Source organism: Herbaspirillum sp. FG34 (genome assembly GCF_057809315.1).
Map to the genome: position 1 here is coordinate 21347 of NZ_JBMDJS010000014.1, position 18498 is coordinate 39844.

An 18498-nucleotide genomic window follows, 5' to 3' on the forward strand; every position below is an offset into this window, starting at 1 on the left:
CCGTGCGGCCTGATTCGCAAACCGGGCGTGAAGAAAAATTACAAAATCACCCGCTCTTCCCGCAGGATCTGCTCGAACTTCTCGGCCGCCACCGGCGGGCTGAACAGGTAGCCCTGGATCTCGTCGCAACCATAGTGGCGCAGGTAGTCCAGTTGCTCGTCGGTCTCCACGCCTTCGGCAATGACGCGCAGTTTCAGGTGGCGCGCCAGCGAGATGATGGAGGCGGTGATGGCCGCATCATCGGCATCGATGGTGATGTCGCGCACGAAGGAGCGGTCGATCTTGAGCACGTCGATGGGGAAGCGCTTCAGGTAGGCCAGTGAGGAATAGCCGGTGCCGAAGTCATCGATGGACAAGCGAATGCCCAGCTTCTTCAGGCCGGCCAGGATGCCGATGGCATGCTCGACATCGGTCATCATGAGGCTTTCGGTGAGTTCGATTTCCAGCGAGGCCGGTGGCAGGCCGGTACTGTCGAGCACGTCGGCAATCGAGGAGACCAGGTCCTTCTGCAGGAACTGCCCCACCGAGAGGTTGACCGAGACGCTGATGTCCTCATGCCCGGCCAGCTGCCACTGGCGGCACTGGGTACAGGCGGTGCGCAGCACCCAGGCGCCGATGGGCAGGATCAGGCCGGTCTCTTCGGCCAGGCCGATGAAGCGCGCCGGCGAGACCATGCCCAGTTGCGGATGCTGCCAGCGGATCAGCGCCTCGCTGCCCACCACACGGCCCGAGGCCAGGTCCACCTTGGGCTGGTAATGCAGCAGGAACTCGCCGTGATCCAGCGCATTGCGCAGGTCGCCTTCGATGCGCAGACGCTCCAGCGCCTGCTCGTTCATGGCCGGCGTGTAGAACTGGAAATTGTTGCGACCAGTCTGCTTGCCACGGTACATGGCGATGTCGGCATGCTTGATGAGCGTCTCGCCGTCAGTGCCATCGTTGGGATAGCAGGCCACGCCGATGCTGCAGGTCATGAACAGCGTATGCCCGCCCAGCGTGACCGGTGCGGCCACCGCATCCATGATGCGTTGCAGGCTGCGGGTGTCGAGCGTGAGTTCATCCTGCTCGGGCAGGATCATGATGAATTCGTCGCCACCCAGGCGCGCCACGGTATCGGCTTCGCGCACGGCGGCGCGCAGGCGACCGGCCACGGTGCGCAGCAAGGTATCGCCGGCCTTGTGACCCAGCGTGTCGTTGACGAACTTGAAGCGGTCCAGGTCCACGAACACCACCCACAAAGCCTGCTTCTGGCGCTCGGCCGCGCCGATGGCCTGTTCCAGGTGATGACGCAGCATGTGGCGGTTGATCAGGCCCGTGAGCGTATCGCGGCTGGCCTGGAATTCCAGTTCGGCTTCGTAGCGCTTCATCGAGGTGATGTCGTAGAGTGCCGCCACGAAATGGGTCACCAGGCCGCCCTCGTCACGCACCGGGGCGATGTAGAAGTCATTCCACAGCTCCGAACCATCCTTGTGGTAGTTGCGCAGCACGACGTTGTGTTCGCGCTGTTCGCGCATGGCGATCCAGACGGTCTCGAAGCCTTCGGGATCACTGTCACGGCCTTCCAGGAAACGCAGGCTCTTGCCCACGGCTTCGGCGCTGCTGTAACCGGTGATGCGGGCAAAGGCCGGGTTGACGTATTCGATGGCGTAGTCCGGCTCCTGGGCCGAGAGAATCAGGATGGCATTGGCACTGGCTTCGATGGCCTGGTGCCGCAGGCGCAGCGCACGTTCGGCCAGGCGGCGCGCCTTGATGTCGTCCGACAGCAGGGCATTGGTGGTGCGCAGCTCGGCAGTCTTGTCTTCCACCAGCTGCTGCACCCGATGCGAGCGCATCGACAAGGCACGCATGTAGGCCGCGCCCAGCAACGAGGCGATCACGCCGACCAGGCCGATGAGCAACGAGCCATAGTGATCGGAAAAGACCGAACGCGGTGGAATGCTGATCTCCATGTGCCAGCTCTGGCCGGCGATATCAAAGCTGGTGACGGTCGTGGAGGGATGGCGGAACAGGCTGCCAGGCTTGATGAGCTGGTCCAGCCACTGGGTCGGGCGCGGCTGGCTGTCATGGTGGTAGACCAGGTTGGTCGGATCGGCTTGCCGGCCGACGTAGAGACGCAAGCCGATCTCGTGGTCCGACATCAGGCCGGCGCCATCGAGGATCTTCTGCACCAGGCCGTTGAGTTCGAGCACCGCCGTGGTATCGCCGATGAGCAGTGCACGGCGGGCGGCGGTATCGGTAGGCTGCACGCCGCCGCGATAGACCGGCTGGATCACCAGCAGGCCGCGTTCATCAGGGCCGGACTGGGCCAGGCGGATGGGCGGGGTGGAGGAGGGTCGGCCGCTGACGACGGCGGCATCGAGCGCCCCCATGATGGCGGGGTTGCGCGAGACGTCCAGTCCCAGCGCAGCTTCGTTGCCGGCCAGGGGCTCCACATAGTCGACCACCAGATAGGTCGGTTGCTGCGAAGCGCGCACGGACCGGTCGCCATCGAGCGCGGTGATCTCGAAACCCGGCTTGGCGCCCTGGCGCAGGGCCTCGAACACCAGCCGGTCCTCGTCGGCCACGAAGCGCTGCACGCTGAAGGCGCGCACGTAGGGATAGCGTTCCAGCAGCGGGCGGGTGAAGCTCTCGAACTGTTCGCGCGTAGGATCGCCTACGGTGGCATAGAAATGGTTCACCACCGACTGCACCTGCACCGCCTCTTCCAGCCCGCGCTGAATGGTGAAGGCGCGCAGGCCCGCCCTACGCTCGAAGTCGAGCTGGACGGCATCCTCTTCCAGATGGCTGGTGGCGACGAACACCGTCGCGGTGGCACATAAACCCAGCATCAGCGTGAGCGATGCCGACAACGTTGCCCCCAGCTTGTTGATCACACGCTGCATAAACGATTCGTTATATCCCTTGGGAGAGCCCGATCATAATCCGGTACTCCCCTCGTTATCGGTCAAAGCGCATTTATTTTTAATCGGACCCACCCCGCAGCACGCTACTCGCATATTGCCACACGGGAACAAACGCATTTGTCGAATGTGCTCCGGCTCAATATACCGATGGTGACGGGCGCTGCTCGCGTGCCGCACGTTCGATGGCCTGGGCCTGCATGAAGGCATCGAAGGAGCGTTCGATGGTGGCGCGCTCGACATCGCGGGTGATGAAGACGATGCGGCTGCGGCGGTCCTCCGAAGGCCATTGCGGCAGCGTGGCGGTGGGGTGGAAGATGTGCTGCACGCCGTGGATCACGGTCGGCTTGTCCTCTCCCTTGAGATTGAGGATGCCCTTGATGCGCAGGATGTTGGGGCCCTTGAAGCCAACCAGCAGGCTCAGCCACTCATCGAAGAGCACCGGGTCGATGGGTTCGTCGAAGGTAAAGCAGAAGGCGCGGATGTGGTCATCGTGACGGTTGACGTCATGGGCATGATCGTCGTGGTCATGGCCATGATGATCATGGTGATCGTGATGACCGTGTGCATGGCCGTGGTCATGATGATGATGCGCATGCGCCTGCTGCTCGGCAAAGGCTTCCTCGTTGAGCCAGCGGGCCACGTCCGGCATCTTCTCGCCTGGCTTGAACAGGCCCGCATCGAGCAACTCGGCAGCGGCGATCTGGCCGACCTGCGGCTGCAACTGGCGCGCGCCCGGATTGAGCGTGCGCAGGCGCGCCTGCAGGGCCGACAGCGTGGTGGCATCGACCAGATCGGTCTTGGTCAGCAGCAGGCGGTCGGCGACGGCGGCCTGCTGGATGGCTTCCGGATGGTTGTCCAGGGTCGCCATGCCATTGACCGCATCGACGGTCACGATCACGCCATCGAGGCGATAGCGCGCCGAGATGAAGGCGTCGGTCATCAGGGTATGCAGGATGGGGGTGGGCGAGGCCAGGCCGGTGGTCTCGATGACCACGCGGTCGAACTTGCGCTCGCCGCCCTCGGCGAAGCGCCAGGTGATGTCCTTGAGGGTTTTCTTGAGATCGCCACGGATGGTGCAACACAGGCAGCCGCTGCTCATCTCGACGATGGTCTCTTCCTGGCTGTGGGCCACCAGCAGGTGATCCAGGCCAATCTCGCCGAACTCGTTGATGATGACCAGGGTGTTCTTCATCTCCGGCTGGGTGATGAGGTGGTTCAGCAGCGTGGTCTTGCCGCTGCCGAGAAAACCGGTCAGCAGGGAAACGGGAATCGGCGCAGCGGCGGCGGGGACGGATGGATTCATGGCGGGAAACGGGATGAGTAGGGACCAAAATAGACGACCGAGCCGCCATGCTACCCGATGCGTCAAGCCGGCTGCTTCGGCCGGGCAAAAAAAAGACGGACCGCGAGGGTCCGTCCTGCCGGTGAGCCGCGCCCGGCGGGGATCGCGGTCTTTACCTGGTTTTACAGCTACGCTGATCTACTCGTTGTCATGCGCGTCCAGCGGCACCTTTTCAGGCTTTTCTTCGGTTTTGGCCAGCCCCGGCAGCAGGTGGCCCAGCTTGCGCGCCTTGGTGCCCAGGTAGCCGATGTTGAAGGGATTGTGGTTGGCGATCAACGCAATGCGCTCGGCTACCGTAATGCCGCTGTCTTCCAGCGCCTTGACCTTGCGCGGGTTGTTGGTCATCAGGCGCAGGCTGGTGATCTTCAGGTGCGCCAGCATGGGCAGCACGATGGTGTAGCGCCGCATGTCGGCGGGGAAGCCCAGGCGCTCATTGGCTTCGACGGTATCGGCCCCCTGGTCTTGCAGGTGGTAGGCGCGGATCTTGTTCAACAGGCCGATGCCGCGCCCTTCCTGGCGCAGGTAGAACAGTACGCCACGACCTTCCTTGGCGATCTTCTTGAGGGCCGCTTCGAGCTGGGCGCCGCAATCGCAGCGCTGGGAGAACAGGGCGTCGCCAGTCAGGCACTCGGAGTGCACGCGACCCAGGACCGGTTCACCATTGCCGACCTCGCCCAGGGTCAGGGCCAGATGTTCCTTGCCGGAAATTTCATCGTAGAAGGCGTGCAGTTCGAAGGTCGCCCAGGGCATGGGCAACTTGCACGAACTGACGAAAACCAGTTTTTCTTCCGGCGCGGCTGCGGCCGGTGCGATCGGTGAGGACATGACAACCTGCTTTCGAATCGAATGCTCAGAACCGCGTATCTTACCTTGCGCACGGGTTTATTTCAGCGCGGCGGCCGCTGCGGTGAAGGCAATTGTCCGATTCGTGCAGGCAATTTGAACAGACGCTGCCTGCCGGTTCATAATGCCAGCCAGTCCGGGACACACCGGACACGGTGCCAGCCCCAAGGGCGGCATCCCCTTGAAAGCCGGTCAACGATAAAAAAGGGAGACAACCGTGCTGTTCGATTACGTCATCGTCGGTGGCGGCTCGGCGGGTGCCACACTGGCCGCGCGCCTGTCGGAAGATCCAGGCGTCACGGTCTGCCTGCTGGAAGCCGGCGGCCAGGGCGACAGCCTCTTGGTGCGCACCCCGGCGGCCGTGGTGGCCATGCTGCCCGGCTATGGCAAGCTCAACAACTGGGCCTTGCAGACCACGCCCCAGCCGGGCCTGAACGGCCGCCGTGGCTACCAGCCGCGCGGTCGCGCCCTGGGCGGCTCCTCGGCCATCAACGCCATGCTCTACATCCGCGGACAGCGCCAGGATTACGATGGCTGGGCCCAGGCCGGCTGCCCTGGCTGGGACTGGGAGTCGGTGCTGCCCTATTTCAAGCGATCCGAAAACAATATACGCGGAGCCGATGCCTGGCACGGGGACAGCGGCCCGTTGCAAGTCTCGGAACAGAATCGCCCGCGCCCCATCACGCGCGCCTTCATCGAGGCGGCGCAGGCGCGCGGCTATCCGCTGTGCACTGACTTCAATACCGGCGACAACGAAGGCGTGGGCCTGTACCAGGTGACGCAATTCCACACGCCCGCTCATCGTGGCGAGCGCTGCTCGGCGGCGGCGGCCTACCTGCATCCGGTGATGGGGCAACGGCCCAACCTGAGCGTGCTGCGCCAGGTGCGCGCGCAACGTGTGTTGTTCGAGGGCAAGCGCGCGGTGGGCGTGGCCTATCGCCAGCAGCAGCAGGATGCGCAGGTGCGCGCCACGCGTGAAGTCATCCTCGCCGCCGGGGCCTTCGGCTCGCCGCAATTGCTGCAACTGTCAGGCGTGGGCCGGCCCGAGGACATCCTGCCGCATGGCATCGCCCTGCATCACGCCCTGCCCGGCGTGGGGCAGAACCTGCAGGATCACCTCGATTTCACGCAAGGGTGGACCACCCGCGACACCGACAACTTCGGCCTGGGCGTGGTCGGCGGCCTGCGCCTCTTGGGCCAGCTACTGCCCTGGAAGCGCCATGGCGAGGGCCTCATCGCCACCCCCTTTGCCGAGGGCGCGGCCTTCCTCAAGACGCGGACCGGACTGGATCGCCCCGACATCCAGCTGCATTTTTGCATCGCCATCGTCGATGACCATGCAAGAAAGCTGCATGCCGGTTATGGCTTCTCCCTGCACATGTGCCTGCTGCGCCCGCATTCGCGCGGGCGTGTGGGCCTGCAATCGGCCGATGCGATGGCCGATCCGCTCATCGATGCGGGCTATCTCTCCGACCCGCGCGACCTGCCGTCCATGATCGAGGGCGCCCGCATCGCGCGCGACATTGTCATGACCGAACCGCTGCGCCGCTACTGCCGGCGTGAACTGTTCGGTGGCCGGGAGGGCATGGATGAGGCGGCATGGGAAGCCATGATCCGTCGGCGCGCCGACACCATCTATCATCCCGTAGGCACTTGCCGCATGGGTGCGGACCCGATGGCGGTGGTCGATGCGCAATTGCGCGTGCATGGCCTGCACGGTCTGCGCGTGGTCGACGCCTCGGTGATGCCCACGCTGGTGAGCGGCAACACCAATGCACCCACCATCATGATTGCCGAGAAGGCAGCCGACATGATCCGCGCCAGCCAGGCGCATGCCGAAGCGGCCTGACATCGCTCGATAATGCAATGCAAGGATGAATCAATGACCGATACCACCGCTGCAGAATTGCAGCAGCTTTTCACCGCGCAGCAACAAGCGTTCACCGCCCACGGCGATCCCTCCCATGCGCTGCGCATGGACCGGCTGGCTCGTCTGCTGGCGCTGATGGACGAGCATGAGACCGCCCTCATCGCCGCCATCGATGCCGACTTCGGTGGCCGTTCGCATCATGAGACGCGCATGGCTGAACTCTTCGTTCTGCGCGCCGGGATCCGCCATGCGCAATCGCACCTGAAGCGCTGGATGCGACCGCAACGGGTGGCCACCGCCCTGCACTTCCTGCCCGGCAGCAATCGCCTGCTGGCGCAGCCACTGGGTGTGGTGGGCATCATCTCGCCGTGGAACTATCCGCTGCAACTGGCGCTGGGTCCGGCGCTGGCGGCCTTGGCGGCGGGCAACCGGGTACTGCTCAAACCCTCGGAACTGACACCGCGCCTCTCTGCCCTGCTGGCCGAGCTGGTAGCGCGGTATTACGCCCCGGAGGAAATGGCCGTGGTCACCGGGGACGCCGGCATCGGACAAGCCTTTGCTTCACTGCCGTTCGATCATCTGTTCTTTACCGGATCGACCCAGGTCGGGCGGCAGATCGCGCAACTGGCGGCGGCCAATCTCACGCCGGTCACGCTGGAACTGGGCGGCAAATCACCGGCCATTCTCGATGTCTCGTGCCGCATGACGAGCAGCCTGCAACGCATCGCCTTCGGCAAGCTGCTCAATGCCGGGCAGACCTGCGTGGCCCCGGACTACCTGCTGGTGCCGCGTGGTCAGGCGGCCAGCGTAGCGCAGCAACTGGTCGCAGCCATGGGCCGGCTGTATCCGCGTCTGCACGACAACCCGGACTACACCGCCATCATCAGCCCGCGCCATCGTGCGCGCTTGCAGGCGCTGGTGGAGGACGCCCGCACGCGGGGTGCACGGGTGATCGAAGTCAACCCCGCGGGGGAAGACCTGGAGCAGAGCCGCAAGCTGATGCCCACGCTGATCCTGGGCGCGAGCCCGGCGATGCGGGTGCTGCAGGAAGAGATCTTCGGGCCGGTCCTGCCCATCCTGGAATACGACACGCCCGAGCAGGCCATCGCCCATGTGCGACAAGGTCCGCGTCCGCTGGCGCTGTACTGGTTCGGCGAGGATGCGGTACGGCGCGAGCAGGTGCTGCGGCAGACCCATGCGGGCGGCGTGACCATCAATGATTGCCTGTGGCACCTGGTGCAGGAGGAGCAGCCCTTTGGCGGTGTCGGCGAAAGCGGCATGGGGGCGTATCACGGACGCTGGGGCTTCGATACCTTCAGCAAGCGCAAGCCGGTGTTCCGGCAGGCGCGTTGGAACGGCGGGACGCTCTTGCATCCGCCTTATGGAAAAACGTTTGAATGGGTGATGGGGTTGATCAGGCGATTGAGCTGATGCCGCTCATCCGGGCGCCGGCAGCAGATCCAGGTACAAGCGCAGCGAACGCTGCACGCTCTCTGCCACAAGGGTGGTGATGGCCGCATGGTCGCCGCTGACGCAGGCTTCATCGAGGGCGTCGTAATACGCCAGGCGATCTTCCTTGCGGATGACCGCCGGGGGATAGCCGGATTTCATCAGTTCCAGATTCAACAGCAGGCGACCAGTGCGGCCATTGCCATCGATGAAGGGATGGATCTTCACGAAGCGCGTATGCAGTTGCGCTGCACGTTCGACCGCATGCAGGCTGCCGGCCTGCTGATACCACGCCAGCAAGGCGCGCATTTCATCGTTGAGATGCAGGAAATCGGGCGGGGTGGTGCTGGCGCCGGCGATGACCACGTTCTCGCGGTGATAGCGGCCGGCTTCATCGGCATCGATCCCCTTGAGCACGAGACTGTGGATGTCCTTGATGTGCGCTTCGCTCAGGGGCTCGCAGCCGGCCACGAGCTGCTCGACGAAGAAGATGGCATCGCGGTGATTGATGGCCTCGAAGTGCTCGCGCAGCGACTTGCCACCGACGGTGATGCCTTCCAGCACTACCTTGGTTTCGCGCAGGGTCAGCGTGTTGCCGCTTAACGCATTGGAATGGTGAATCCAATCTAAGGCCAACTTAGTTCGAACTGCTGCGGCAGTGTATCGTGGGATAAGGCTGGCGTTAGGGAGCTTCGCGCGTGAGGCATCGATTCTTATCAGCAAATCCAAAGTTTTCCCCATCGGTGTTTTCCGCGTTCGGCAGTTACTGAAAAGCACATCGCACCTTTTCTCTAGCAACTTCCTCTATTGAAATGCCATTAGAAAAATGGGATAGCCTAGTCAAGGCTGAAATCCTAAGTTGCACGTCACCGAGATAAACTCGAAATTAGAGGACTAGCAAACTATATTAAATTCACGCTAGTCAATTTCGGCTTAGCACAAAATTTTTTCAAACCAAATCTATTAAAGCAGAGAGAACAGAGATGAGCGTTATCGATAACAAACCCAGATGGAGGCTCTTCTCTTTACGAGAGTTTTTGCTACGTGTGCATACTGATCTCTTACAAATCGAGAGATCAATCGATCGATTTTGCATCTACGGTGCAGAGCAACTATCAGCTGTCGAACAAATGGTGTTGATACTTGAGGACCGGCGATTTTTTAAACACGGTGGAGTAGATCTAAAGTCTGTATGTAGAGAAACCTTAAAAGCGTGCTTAGGAAAACGCCACGGTGGCGCTAGCACAATCGACATGCAGTTCGTACGAACAGTAACTGGCTACCGTGAGCGGACCATTAAAAGAAAAATCTATGAGATTTTTCTCGCCAGTCTCATCCAAATCAGATACAGCAAAATAGTTATCCTGCGATCTTATTTGGGCTGTGCCTTTCTTGGCTCACATTTGCGTGGAGTACAGTCGGCATCCTTGAGGATGTTCAATAAACCAGCAGCGGATCTGAATCTGCAGGAGGCATCTACCATTGCAGCGATGCTCGTATATCCTCGTCCGCTAAGACCTACCGAAAGCTGGAACTTAAGAATTCAACGTCGAGCGGATTACGGTCAGCGAATTTATATTTCGACTAAACAGCGCCTTGAAAAGAAACCAAGTAGAAAACCTGTGTAGATTTGCTTGGGTAAAGGGAATTGCTTCTCCTTCGTACAAAACCTTTTTTCGGTCAAGCGCGACGCATAATAAATGCTTATTAAAGTTCGTAGCTTTAGCTTGAAGAGCATAGGATGACTTAAGCGCTGCGCGCGCCTCTTTGGCCAGAACCTCCTTACTTTCTGATCGTTTTTTTAGTAGATCCGAAATCAGGTCAGACAACTTTTTCAGCGAATTTTGGATACTACTTTCCAATTTATTCGCTTCACCTTCGCCCATCAAAAGGGAAAGTCGTACATAAAACGACGTAAGGCGAATATTCCAGCGCTTGATGATGTCATCGTAATCCATAAGTTTGGATTCGAGTTTCTCGTCGGGATCTTCGGCAATAGACAAAAGAACTCTTTGACTGAGATAGATCCGTTCGCCGAGGAGCTGAGCGATCTCGTCTATTAATTCTTTCAGCGCAGCATATTCTTTTTCGTTGCCATTGAAACGCTGTTGCGAGATCCAGTTACGGTTCTGCCAATGTTGCAGCAGGCGGTTCCCAATTAGCCCGCTGAGAATAAATCCCGCTACCACTGGTATTAACGAGGTGAGCATAGCCTTATCGCATCTCTTAAATATTGGAGCACGACTGCTGCAATGGCAAAACTAAGCACACCGCTGGATCTGAACAGCGTGCCTGTTCTTCAAGAAAATTAGACCAACCCGTGCGCCTGCTGATCCGCATGGTAGCTCGAGCGCACCATCGCGCCCACGGCGGCATGCACGAAGCCCATCTTGTAGGCCTCTTCCTCGTACATCTTGAAGGTGTCGGGGTGCACGTAGCGGCGCACCGGCAGGTGGTCGCCGCTGGGCATGAGGTACTGGCCGATGGTGAGCATGTCGACGTTGTGCGCGCGCATGTCGCGCATGACCTGCAGCACTTCCTCGTCGGTTTCGCCCAGGCCCACCATGATGCCGGACTTGGTCGGTACTTCCGGATGCAGGTCCTTGAAGCGCTTCAACAGGCTCAGCGAATAGTCGTAATCCGAACCCGGACGCGCTTCCTTGTAGAGGCGCGGTGCGGTTTCGAGGTTGTGGTTCATGACGTCCGGCGGGGCCATCTTGAGGATTTCCAGCGCGCGGTCCATGCGGCCGCGGAAGTCCGGGGTCAGGATCTCGATGCGGGTCTCGGGCGACAGTTCACGCACACGCTGGATGCAGGCCGCGAAGTGGGCGGCGCCGCCATCGCGCAGGTCGTCGCGGTCCACGCTGGTGATGACCACGTAGGACAGGCGCAGCTGGGCGATGGTCTTGGCCAGGTTTTCCGGCTCGTTGGGGTCCAGCGGATCGGGGCGGCCGTGGCCGACGTCGCAGAAGGGGCAGCGGCGGGTGCACTTGTCGCCCATGATCATGAAGGTCGCCGTGCCCTTGCCGAAGCACTCGCCGATGTTGGGACAGGAGGCTTCCTCACAGACCGTCACCAGGTTGTTGGCGCGCAGGATGTCCTTGATCTCGTAGAAGCGGGTGGTCGGCGACCCGGCCTTGACGCGAATCCAGTCCGGCTTCTTCAGCTTTTCGGCGGCGACCACCTTGATCGGGATCCAGGCGGTCTTGCCGGCGCCCTTCTGCTTGTCCAGCGGATTGGCGCGCGCCGAGCCGGTGGCATTGGAGGAAGAATCTGCTGCGGGAGTGAGTTCGGTAGTCATGTCGGTCGTTCCGGCCCCGGGCGCACGCGGCGCGTGGGGCTCAAGCCATGCCCGCGAAGCGGGCGATCAGTTGGTCGGCAAGCAAGTCCTGGACAGCGTCCAGCCGGGCGTTGGCAGCCCCGAGGGTCTGCATGTCCACGGTGGCCAGGCCCTCGTAGCCGCAGGGGTTGATCCAGGAAAACGGTGCCAGGTCCATCGCCACATTGAGCGAGACACCATGGTAGGTGCAGCCGTTGCCCCGTATCTTCAAGCCCAGCGCGGCCACCTTGGCGCCCTGCCAGGGGCCGTCGGCGGCGTAAATGCCGGGCGCCCCCTCCTTGCGTACACCGGCCAGATTATACGCCGCCAGCGTGGCGATCACCGCCTCTTCGATGTTGTGCACGAATTCGCGCGCGAACAGGCGCGCCCCGCTGCGGTTGCGGCGCAGGTCCATCAGCAGGTAGATCACCACCTGGCCGGGGCCGTGGTAAGTGACCTCGCCGCCGCGGTCGGTCTGGACAATGGGGATGTCGTGCGGATTCAACACATGGGCGCGGTCAGCGCCCAAACCCAGCGTGTAGACAGGGGGATGCTCGACGATCCAGAGCTGGTCGGGGGTCTCGGGGGTGCGCGCATCGGTATAGGCGCGCATGGCGGCGAAGCTGGCCTCGTAAGGCTCGACGCCGCGCCGGACGATCTCGGGCCGGCGGGCGCCAGCCACGGGTGTGCTGGCGGTGGGCAGTGCAGTTTGCATGCCCGCCAGTGTAGCGAATTTCCTCTTTGCCCGTATCAGAACCAGCGGATCAGGCCGTGCGGCAGGAGCTTGGCAATACGTACCGTATCGTCGCTGCACCCCTTGGGAGGCAAGGGAGTGACCGTGAATTCGGCCGCACCGTTGACGGCTTCGAAGATGGCCTCGCCGCGCCCGTGAAAATCAAAGCAGCGGCCCGCCTTGAGCCAGATATCCTCGCGGCAGCCGGCAATGGTCAGCCACACCAGTCCGGAGTTCACACGGATGCGCACGCCGCCCTGCAGGCGACGGGTCTGTACCTGGCCTTCCTGCAACTGGCCCGGGAGGCTTGAATCTGTGAATGAAATTGTCATGGCGCTGGCTCCTTTGCTCGACTCTCTGATTCGCCAGGCAAGCCGCGTCCCTGCCGCGATGCCCGGGAGGGTGCGGCTGCAAGCGGGAAATGCCTGGAATGATGTGTGATGAGTCATCATTGTAGGAAAGCCCGCAAGCGCGGCAAAACGATATATATTGGTTCTCCTTGCTAATTGAATTCACAAGGAGCCGTCATGGCCGATTTGCGCAAGCTCCCCAACCTGGCCGCCCTGCGCGCCTTTGATGCGGCCGCCCGCCATGGCTGCTTCTCGCGTGCGGCCGAAGAAGTGCACGTCACGCCCGGCGCCATCAGCCACCAGGTGCGCGCGCTGGAGGAAGACCTGGGCCTGCAGCTGTTCCATCGCCATGGCAAGCGCATTTCCATCACCGAGACCGGCGAACGCTTCGCCGCCACCATCCGCAAGGCCCTGGGCGAGATCGCGCAAGCGGCCGACCACCTGCGCAGCCTGACGCGCCAGCAGCGGCTGGTGATCTCGGCCACCCCCTCCTTCGCTTCACGCTGGCTGGCACCGCGCCTGTGGAAGTTCATCGATGCCCATCCGGAAATCGAGGTGGTGCTGCAATCGGGCAGCCACCTGGCCGACCTGCGGCTGGACGGGGTGGACATCGGCATCCGCTTCGGGCGCGGGCAGTACAGCGGCGTGGTCACCGAAAAGTTGAGTGACGATTACTACTATCCGGTGGCCGCGCCCGGCTATCGCGGCAAGCAGAACAAGAAGCTCGTGCGCCCCGCCGACCTGGCGCACTGCACGCTGCTGCGCATGGACACGCGCGAATCCTGGCAGCCGTGGCTGACCCTGGCCGGGCTGGACCTGCCCGAGCCGCGCGGCACGCTGGTGGTGGAGGATTCTTCGCTGACGCTGCGCCATGCCGTGGAGGGCAAGGGGGTGGCGCTGTCACGCCATACGATTGCCTGGCAGGAGATCGCCAGCGGCACGCTGGTGCGGCTGTTCGACGTGGCGCAGCTGTGCGAGGAGGCACACTACCTGGTGCACCTGCCGGAGGGGCTGGAGAAGCCGGGGGTGGCGGCCTTCAGGAAATGGATCGTTGAAGAGATGCGGCAATTCCAGGCGCAGTCGGAATGGCCGGGCACGGTGCAGAAAACGTCAACTCGCAAGAAGTGATGCGGCCATGAAAAAACCGGCGCGCCTTGCGGGCTGCGCCGGTTTTCGCGTGGATGCAGTTGCGCTCAGAGCACGAACTTGACCATCTCGTGCGTGGAGAGCGCGCGGTAGATGTTGTCGAGCTGAGTGCGGCTGGTGGCGCGCACGGTCAGGGTGAGCGAGAGGTACTTGCCCTGGGTGGAAGGACGCATCTCGACCTTGCCCGCGTGAAACTCGGGATCATGCTCGATGACCATGGCGACGATGGTCTCGGCGAAGGCGTCATGGGTGATCCCGACCACCTTGATGGGGAAGTCGCTGGGATACTCGATCAGGGATTCTTCAGGGGAAATAGTGGGCATAGTCATGGCAAACCGCCTTGGCGTTGTCCGCCTGGCGCTCCGAATTCAATGCTCCCAGATGGGGATGAACCTGCGGGCTTCAAGCGGGGGGACTCGGGTGGGGAATGCCTGCATTCTACGCCATGCGGGCGCGGCGGCGTGCAGAAAGCGTCATCGGCCCGGAAGTCCGCGCAAGCAATCTGTTCCAACATCTCCAACTATCGCGATTGATGAGCATGCGCTGCCGCACAAGACTCTGTGTCTTCCCGACAAGATGCGGTGTCCCATGCAAGTCAACCTCAAAATGCTCCAAGGTCGCTTTGAGAGGGGGTATGCCCTCGACAAGCACTCGCTCTACAGTCTCCCGACCGGGTACAACGCGGCGGGCCACATCCAATGGCACACGCAGCGCACCGAAGTGGGAGAAGCCCTGTATCAGCTGAAATACCGGCAACAGCAGCGCTACGTCCTGCCGCTGGCGCTGGCCGTGCAATCCCACATCCTGCCCTTGCTGCCGACATTCGGCCTGATCGTGCCAATGGCTTCATCGCATGTCCGGCGCGTGCAGCCGGTCGCCGCCATCGCGCATGCGCTGGGACATCTGGTCGGCAAACCCGTGCTTGCGCTGTTGAGCAAGGCCAAGGGTGCAGCGCTTCTGAAAGACTTGCGCACGCGCGCCGAAAAGGACGCTGTGCTCACCGATACGCTGATCCTGAATCGCCTTATCCACGGAGAAGGCCGCTGGGACACGTTGCTGCTCGACGACTTGTACGATAGTGGTGCTTCGGTCGATGCTGCATGCGATGCGCTGCGCGCCTATGAGAAAATCGGGGACATTTTCGTGGCAACGCTGACGTGGAGGTAAGCCCATGACTACCGTTTTCATTGCTGGCTCTATCAGCATCCGACATCTGCATCCCAAGGTCCAGGAAAGGATCATGAACATCGTGCGCCAGGAGTTCGACGTGGTGGTTGGCGATGCTGACGGCGCCGACACGGCGATCCAGCACTTCCTTCATGCGATGGCTTACCGGCGCGTGACGGTCTTCTGCAGCGGGCAGGTACCACGCAAAAATATCGGCCAGTGGCCCGTGCACCACATCCATACCACGCTGCGCCCGGGTACGCGCGCCTTCTTCACGGCCAAAGATATCGCCATGGCCGACATCGCTGATTCCGGGCTGATGATCTGGGACGCCAAAAGTACTGGCACGCTCGGGAACGTGATCGAACTGCTGAATCGCCAGAAGTACTCCTGGGTCTTCATCGACCCGCCCAGCCAATTCCTGGCAGTCAAGTGCGCGGAGAGGATCGAGGCCCTGCTGTCGTGCATGAGCGCCTCCGCGCGTCTGCAAGCGCAGCACAAGCTCGGCCTCGAACGCCGGCTTCCTGCCCTGCATGTCACTGAAAAGCAATCCACGCTGTTCGCGCAGAATGTGAGCGACGTATTGCACGCCGCCCACTAGGGCCTGTTCACAGCCGCGCCTTGGCCGCCTGATACGCCGCATACACCTTGGCAAACACCGGCCCCGGCTGGCCGCTGCCGACCGGCTTGTCATCCAGCGTCACCACCGGCAGCACTTCCTTGCTGGCCGAGGAAATGATCAGTTCGTCAGCCGCCAGCACTTCCTCCCGCGTGATGCGGCGCGATGCCAGCGCGATACCCTGCTCGGCGCACAGCTCTTCCATCAGGCCATAGCGGATGCCTTCCAGGATCAGGTTGTCCTTGGGCGGTGCCGAGATCTTGCCATCCTTGACCACCCACACGTTGGAGGACGACGCCTCCGACAGATAACCATCGCGGAACTGGATCGCCTCCGTCACCTGATGCTCGGCGGCGAACTGCGCGGCCAGCACGTTGCCCAGCAGCGAGGTGGACTTGATCTGGCAGTTCAGCCAGCGACGATCTTCCAGGGTCACGCAGGCCACGCCCTTCTCGATAGCCGCAGCCGGAGGCAGGGCCATCGGATTGGTCATGATCAGCACCGTCGGCACCACGTCCTTGGGGAAGGCATGCGCACGCTTGGCCACGCCCCGGGTGACCTGGATGTAGATCATCTGGTCCTCCAGGCCGTTGGCCTCGACCACCTGGTGGATGAGGCCGTTCCAGCCGGCTTCGTCATGCGGATTCGGAATACCGATGCTGGCCAGGCTGCGGAACAGGCGCGCCAGGTGTTGCTGGCCACGGAAAGCCTTGCGGCGATACATGGGGATGACTTCGTAGATGCCGTCACCAAAGATGAAGCCGCGATCGAGCACCGGTACGCGGGCTTCGGAGAGGGGCGTGAGTTCGCCGTTGAGATAGACGATGGGATCGTTCATGATGGGCTTTCCGGTAGTCGTGAGTGAGGGTCGATGAAGCATGCAGGCGGCAACGGTGCCGCGATGAATTCATTCTGTCACGCAGGCTCCGGACTGCCCATGCAAAAACGGTATAAGGTCTCCCTGCCCTTATCCGGCTATCGGCAGTGCCTGGACCCGATGTCCGCTGCCCTCGCCGTCGGCCGGCGGCACGAATTTCCAGCGCACGTCATGGAAACGTGCCAGCGTCTCGCGGTGCGCGATGCTGATCACGGTCACGCCGGGCAACTCGCGTGGCAGGGCGGCATAGAGGGCTTCCTCGGTCTCGCCATCCATGGCGCTGCTGGCCTCGTCCAGGAAGACCAGACGCGGACGATTCAGGAACACCCGCACGAAGGCCAGCCGCTGCTGCTCGCCCGGTGACAGCGCCTGACTCCAGTTGGCCGCCACATCGAGTCGCGAGGCCAGATGCGCCAGACGGCACAAACCCAGGTAGCGCGTGATGAGCGCATCCTCGAAACTGCCCTCGGCGGCCGGATACGAGAGGGCTGCGCGCAGCGTACCGATGGGCAGGTAACTGCGCTGGGGCAGGAACATGGCCGGTGCATCCTGTGGCAGTGCGATGCGGCCCTCTCCATAGGGCCAGATATCGGCCAGGGCGCGGATCAGCGTGGACTTGCCGCATCCTGAAGGACCGCTGATGAGCACGTGTTCGCCCGACTCCACCCGCGCATCGAGGCTACGCAGCATCAGGCTGCCATCGGGGAAGGACAGCTGCACGCCATCCAGCGTGACCGCACTGCCGCCATGCCGGGTGACGGCCAGTGTGCGCGGCATGCCGGCGGCGCGTTCGATATCGGCATGGAAGCCCGCCAGCCGGTTGATGCTGGCCTTCCATCCGGCCAGCGTAGTAAAGGCATTGATGAACCAGGACAGCGCATCCTGCACCTGGCCGAAGGCATCGCTGATCTGCATGAGCACCCCCAGCGAAATGGCCCCGGAGAAGTAGCGCGGTGCCGACACCAGCATGGGAAAGATCACCGCAAACTGCCCGTAGAAATTGACGGCCACGTTGAGTTTCTTGGTCAGGCGCATGATGTTCCACCAGTTTGCGCGGATGTCGTCCAGCCGCGCCGTGAGCTGCATGCGCTCCTGCGGCTCGCCGCGATACAAGGCGACGGCCTCCGCATGTTCACGCACACGGATCAGGCCAAAACGGAAATTGGCCTCGAAGCGTTCCTGATTGAAACTCAGGCCCACCAGCGGGCGACCGATCCACCACACCACCCCCGAGCCGATGGCCGCATAGGCGATCACGAACCAGACCATGTAACCGGGAATGACCCACGATTGCCCCAGGGCCGAGAAGGAGAGCGGCCCGCTTACCGACCACAGGATATGGATGAAGGAGAACAGGGTGACGCTGCTGGAGATGAAGCCCAGCACCAGTGACAGCGTGTCGCTGGTGAGCGCATGCAGGTCCTCGGCGATGCGCTGGTCGGGGTTGTCCGAGAGGCGGCCCTCCTGGCCCTGCTCGATGCGATAGTAGGCGCGATGTGCCAGCCAGCGATCGAGATAACGCGTACTCATCCAGTAGCGCCAGCGGATCTGCAGCGCCTGCTTGAGGTAGACGCTGTAGATGGCGATGGCCACGAAGATGAAGGCCAGTCCCGAGAACTGCCACAACAGCGACTTGAAGTGCGGGTAATCGCGCGACTGCAGCACGTTGTACATGTCGCGGTTCCAGGAATTGAGCCGCACGTTGATGTAGACCATGCCCAGGTTCAGGGCCAGGATGGACAGCAGCAGCGCCCATGCCTTCCATTTTTCTTCCGAGACCCAGTAGGGCTTGATGAGGCCCCAGATCTCGGCACGGGTGGCGCGATTGGCGTGGCTACCCTGGCGGGCAGGTGTTTGTTCGATCATGGCGAATCCTGTGGATG

The 18498-nt window shown here is 62.2% G+C and carries 17 protein-coding genes; 6 read left to right on the top strand and 11 right to left on the bottom strand.

Annotated features, from left to right (window positions below):
* Window positions 1-38: 38 nt before the first annotated feature.
* From ACODSZ_RS17045 to ribA, 3 genes are all read right to left on the bottom strand, one after another.
* Window positions 39-2879, bottom strand: coding sequence for a bifunctional diguanylate cyclase/phosphodiesterase (locus ACODSZ_RS17045; protein ID WP_175344429.1), 2841 nt, complete (start codon window positions 2877-2879; stop codon window positions 39-41).
* A 157-nt stretch (window positions 2880-3036) separates the two neighbouring features.
* Window positions 3037-4203, bottom strand: coding sequence for a CobW family GTP-binding protein (locus ACODSZ_RS17050; RefSeq protein WP_488928114.1), 1167 nt, complete (start codon window positions 4201-4203; stop codon window positions 3037-3039).
* Between the two features lie 177 nt (window positions 4204-4380).
* A complete protein-coding gene (gene ribA / locus ACODSZ_RS17055) occupies window positions 4381-5067 on the bottom strand; it encodes a GTP cyclohydrolase II (RefSeq protein ID WP_008333841.1) in 687 nt (228 codons plus the stop codon).
* Window positions 5068-5302: 235 nt separating this feature from the next.
* Here ribA and ACODSZ_RS17060 point away from each other — a divergent pair, with 235 nt between their 5' ends.
* Together ACODSZ_RS17060 and ACODSZ_RS17065 are read left to right on the top strand one after the other, a co-directional pair.
* Window positions 5303-6934, top strand: a complete 1632-nt coding sequence (locus ACODSZ_RS17060; RefSeq protein ID WP_488928115.1) for a GMC family oxidoreductase — start codon at window positions 5303-5305, stop codon at window positions 6932-6934.
* 33 nt (window positions 6935-6967) lie between these two features.
* On the top strand, window positions 6968-8386 hold the full coding sequence (locus tag ACODSZ_RS17065; protein WP_488928116.1) for a coniferyl aldehyde dehydrogenase: 1419 nt from the start codon (window positions 6968-6970) through the stop codon (window positions 8384-8386).
* Window positions 8387-8392: 6 nt separating this feature from the next.
* On the opposite strand, the gene ACODSZ_RS17070 is transcribed toward ACODSZ_RS17065, so the two are convergent.
* Window positions 8393-9040, bottom strand: a complete 648-nt coding sequence (locus ACODSZ_RS17070) for a Fic family protein (protein WP_488928117.1) — start codon at window positions 9038-9040, stop codon at window positions 8393-8395.
* A 494-nt stretch (window positions 9041-9534) separates the two neighbouring features.
* Between ACODSZ_RS17070 and ACODSZ_RS17075 the strand changes: the two genes are divergently transcribed.
* Window positions 9535-10032: a biosynthetic peptidoglycan transglycosylase gene (locus ACODSZ_RS17075; protein WP_488928149.1), complete on the top strand. Its 498-nt coding sequence runs from the start codon at window positions 9535-9537 to the stop codon at window positions 10030-10032.
* On the opposite strand, the gene ACODSZ_RS17080 is transcribed toward ACODSZ_RS17075, so the two are convergent.
* From ACODSZ_RS17080 to ACODSZ_RS17095, 4 genes are all read right to left on the bottom strand, one after another.
* Entirely contained in the window at window positions 9940-10614 is a 675-nt protein-coding gene (locus ACODSZ_RS17080; RefSeq protein ID WP_154135099.1) for a hypothetical protein, read from the bottom strand. The two genes, ACODSZ_RS17075 and ACODSZ_RS17080, sit on opposite strands and share 93 nt — an antisense overlap.
* Window positions 10615-10712: 98 nt before the next feature.
* The gene (gene lipA, locus ACODSZ_RS17085) at window positions 10713-11705 is read right to left on the bottom strand and encodes a lipoyl synthase (RefSeq protein ID WP_299534398.1); all 993 of its coding nucleotides are present in this window, start codon (window positions 11703-11705) and stop codon (window positions 10713-10715) included.
* A 40-nt stretch (window positions 11706-11745) separates the two neighbouring features.
* On the bottom strand, window positions 11746-12438 hold the full coding sequence (gene lipB, locus ACODSZ_RS17090; RefSeq protein WP_488928118.1) for a lipoyl(octanoyl) transferase LipB: 693 nt from the start codon (window positions 12436-12438) through the stop codon (window positions 11746-11748).
* A gap of 35 nt (window positions 12439-12473) precedes the next feature.
* Entirely contained in the window at window positions 12474-12788 is a 315-nt protein-coding gene (locus tag ACODSZ_RS17095) for a DUF2917 domain-containing protein (protein ID WP_241822570.1), read from the bottom strand.
* 195 nt (window positions 12789-12983) lie between these two features.
* On the opposite strand from ACODSZ_RS17095, the gene gcvA reads away from it, so the two are divergent.
* Window positions 12984-13934 (top strand): transcriptional regulator GcvA, encoded by a 951-nt coding sequence (gene gcvA, locus ACODSZ_RS17100; RefSeq protein ID WP_488928119.1) that lies wholly within the window; start codon window positions 12984-12986, stop codon window positions 13932-13934.
* Window positions 13935-13999: 65 nt separating this feature from the next.
* Here the strand turns inward: gcvA and ACODSZ_RS17105 are convergent, their stop codons facing one another.
* Window positions 14000-14281 (bottom strand): HP0495 family protein, encoded by a 282-nt coding sequence (locus ACODSZ_RS17105; protein WP_017452757.1) that lies wholly within the window; start codon window positions 14279-14281, stop codon window positions 14000-14002.
* A 259-nt stretch (window positions 14282-14540) separates the two neighbouring features.
* On the opposite strand from ACODSZ_RS17105, the gene ACODSZ_RS17110 reads away from it, so the two are divergent.
* Together ACODSZ_RS17110 and ACODSZ_RS17115 are read left to right on the top strand one after the other, a co-directional pair.
* A complete protein-coding gene (locus ACODSZ_RS17110) occupies window positions 14541-15119 on the top strand; it encodes a ComF family protein (RefSeq protein WP_175344436.1) in 579 nt (192 codons plus the stop codon).
* A 73-nt stretch (window positions 15120-15192) separates the two neighbouring features.
* Window positions 15193-15720: a hypothetical protein gene (locus tag ACODSZ_RS17115; protein WP_488928120.1), complete on the top strand. Its 528-nt coding sequence runs from the start codon at window positions 15193-15195 to the stop codon at window positions 15718-15720.
* A 7-nt stretch (window positions 15721-15727) separates the two neighbouring features.
* Here the strand turns inward: ACODSZ_RS17115 and ACODSZ_RS17120 are convergent, their stop codons facing one another.
* Window positions 15728-16576, bottom strand: coding sequence for a D-amino acid aminotransferase (locus ACODSZ_RS17120; protein ID WP_175344437.1), 849 nt, complete (start codon window positions 16574-16576; stop codon window positions 15728-15730).
* Between the two features lie 129 nt (window positions 16577-16705).
* Complete coding sequence (locus ACODSZ_RS17125; protein ID WP_175344438.1) at window positions 16706-18481, bottom strand: ABC transporter ATP-binding protein/permease; 1776 nt, start codon at window positions 18479-18481, stop codon at window positions 16706-16708.
* Window positions 18482-18498 lie beyond the last annotated feature (17 nt).

What these genes read in the sequence shown, in the direction of transcription:
- ACODSZ_RS17045 (WP_175344429.1), bottom strand. Translation starts at nt 2,879, where the DNA reads ATGCAGCGTGTGATCAACAAGCTGGGGGCAACGTTGTCGGCATCGCTC.
- ACODSZ_RS17050 (WP_488928114.1), bottom strand. Translation starts at nt 4,203, where the DNA reads ATGAATCCATCCGTCCCCGCCGCCGCTGCGCCGATTCCCGTTTCCCTG.
- ribA (WP_008333841.1), bottom strand. Translation starts at nt 5,067, where the DNA reads ATGTCCTCACCGATCGCACCGGCCGCAGCCGCGCCGGAAGAAAAACTG.
- ACODSZ_RS17065 (WP_488928116.1), top strand. Translation starts at nt 6,968, where the DNA reads ATGACCGATACCACCGCTGCAGAATTGCAGCAGCTTTTCACCGCGCAG.
- ACODSZ_RS17075 (WP_488928149.1), top strand. Translation starts at nt 9,535, where the DNA reads ATGGTGTTGATACTTGAGGACCGGCGATTTTTTAAACACGGTGGAGTA.
- ACODSZ_RS17080 (WP_154135099.1), bottom strand. Translation starts at nt 10,614, where the DNA reads ATGCTCACCTCGTTAATACCAGTGGTAGCGGGATTTATTCTCAGCGGG.
- lipA (WP_299534398.1), bottom strand. Translation starts at nt 11,705, where the DNA reads ATGACTACCGAACTCACTCCCGCAGCAGATTCTTCCTCCAATGCCACC.
- lipB (WP_488928118.1), bottom strand. Translation starts at nt 12,438, where the DNA reads ATGCAAACTGCACTGCCCACCGCCAGCACACCCGTGGCTGGCGCCCGC.
- ACODSZ_RS17095 (WP_241822570.1), bottom strand. Translation starts at nt 12,788, where the DNA reads ATGACAATTTCATTCACAGATTCAAGCCTCCCGGGCCAGTTGCAGGAA.
- gcvA (WP_488928119.1), top strand. Translation starts at nt 12,984, where the DNA reads ATGGCCGATTTGCGCAAGCTCCCCAACCTGGCCGCCCTGCGCGCCTTT.
- ACODSZ_RS17105 (WP_017452757.1), bottom strand. Translation starts at nt 14,281, where the DNA reads ATGACTATGCCCACTATTTCCCCTGAAGAATCCCTGATCGAGTATCCC.
- ACODSZ_RS17110 (WP_175344436.1), top strand. Translation starts at nt 14,541, where the DNA reads ATGCAAGTCAACCTCAAAATGCTCCAAGGTCGCTTTGAGAGGGGGTAT.
- ACODSZ_RS17115 (WP_488928120.1), top strand. Translation starts at nt 15,193, where the DNA reads ATGAACATCGTGCGCCAGGAGTTCGACGTGGTGGTTGGCGATGCTGAC.
- ACODSZ_RS17120 (WP_175344437.1), bottom strand. Translation starts at nt 16,576, where the DNA reads ATGAACGATCCCATCGTCTATCTCAACGGCGAACTCACGCCCCTCTCC.
- ACODSZ_RS17125 (WP_175344438.1), bottom strand. Translation starts at nt 18,481, where the DNA reads ATGATCGAACAAACACCTGCCCGCCAGGGTAGCCACGCCAATCGCGCC.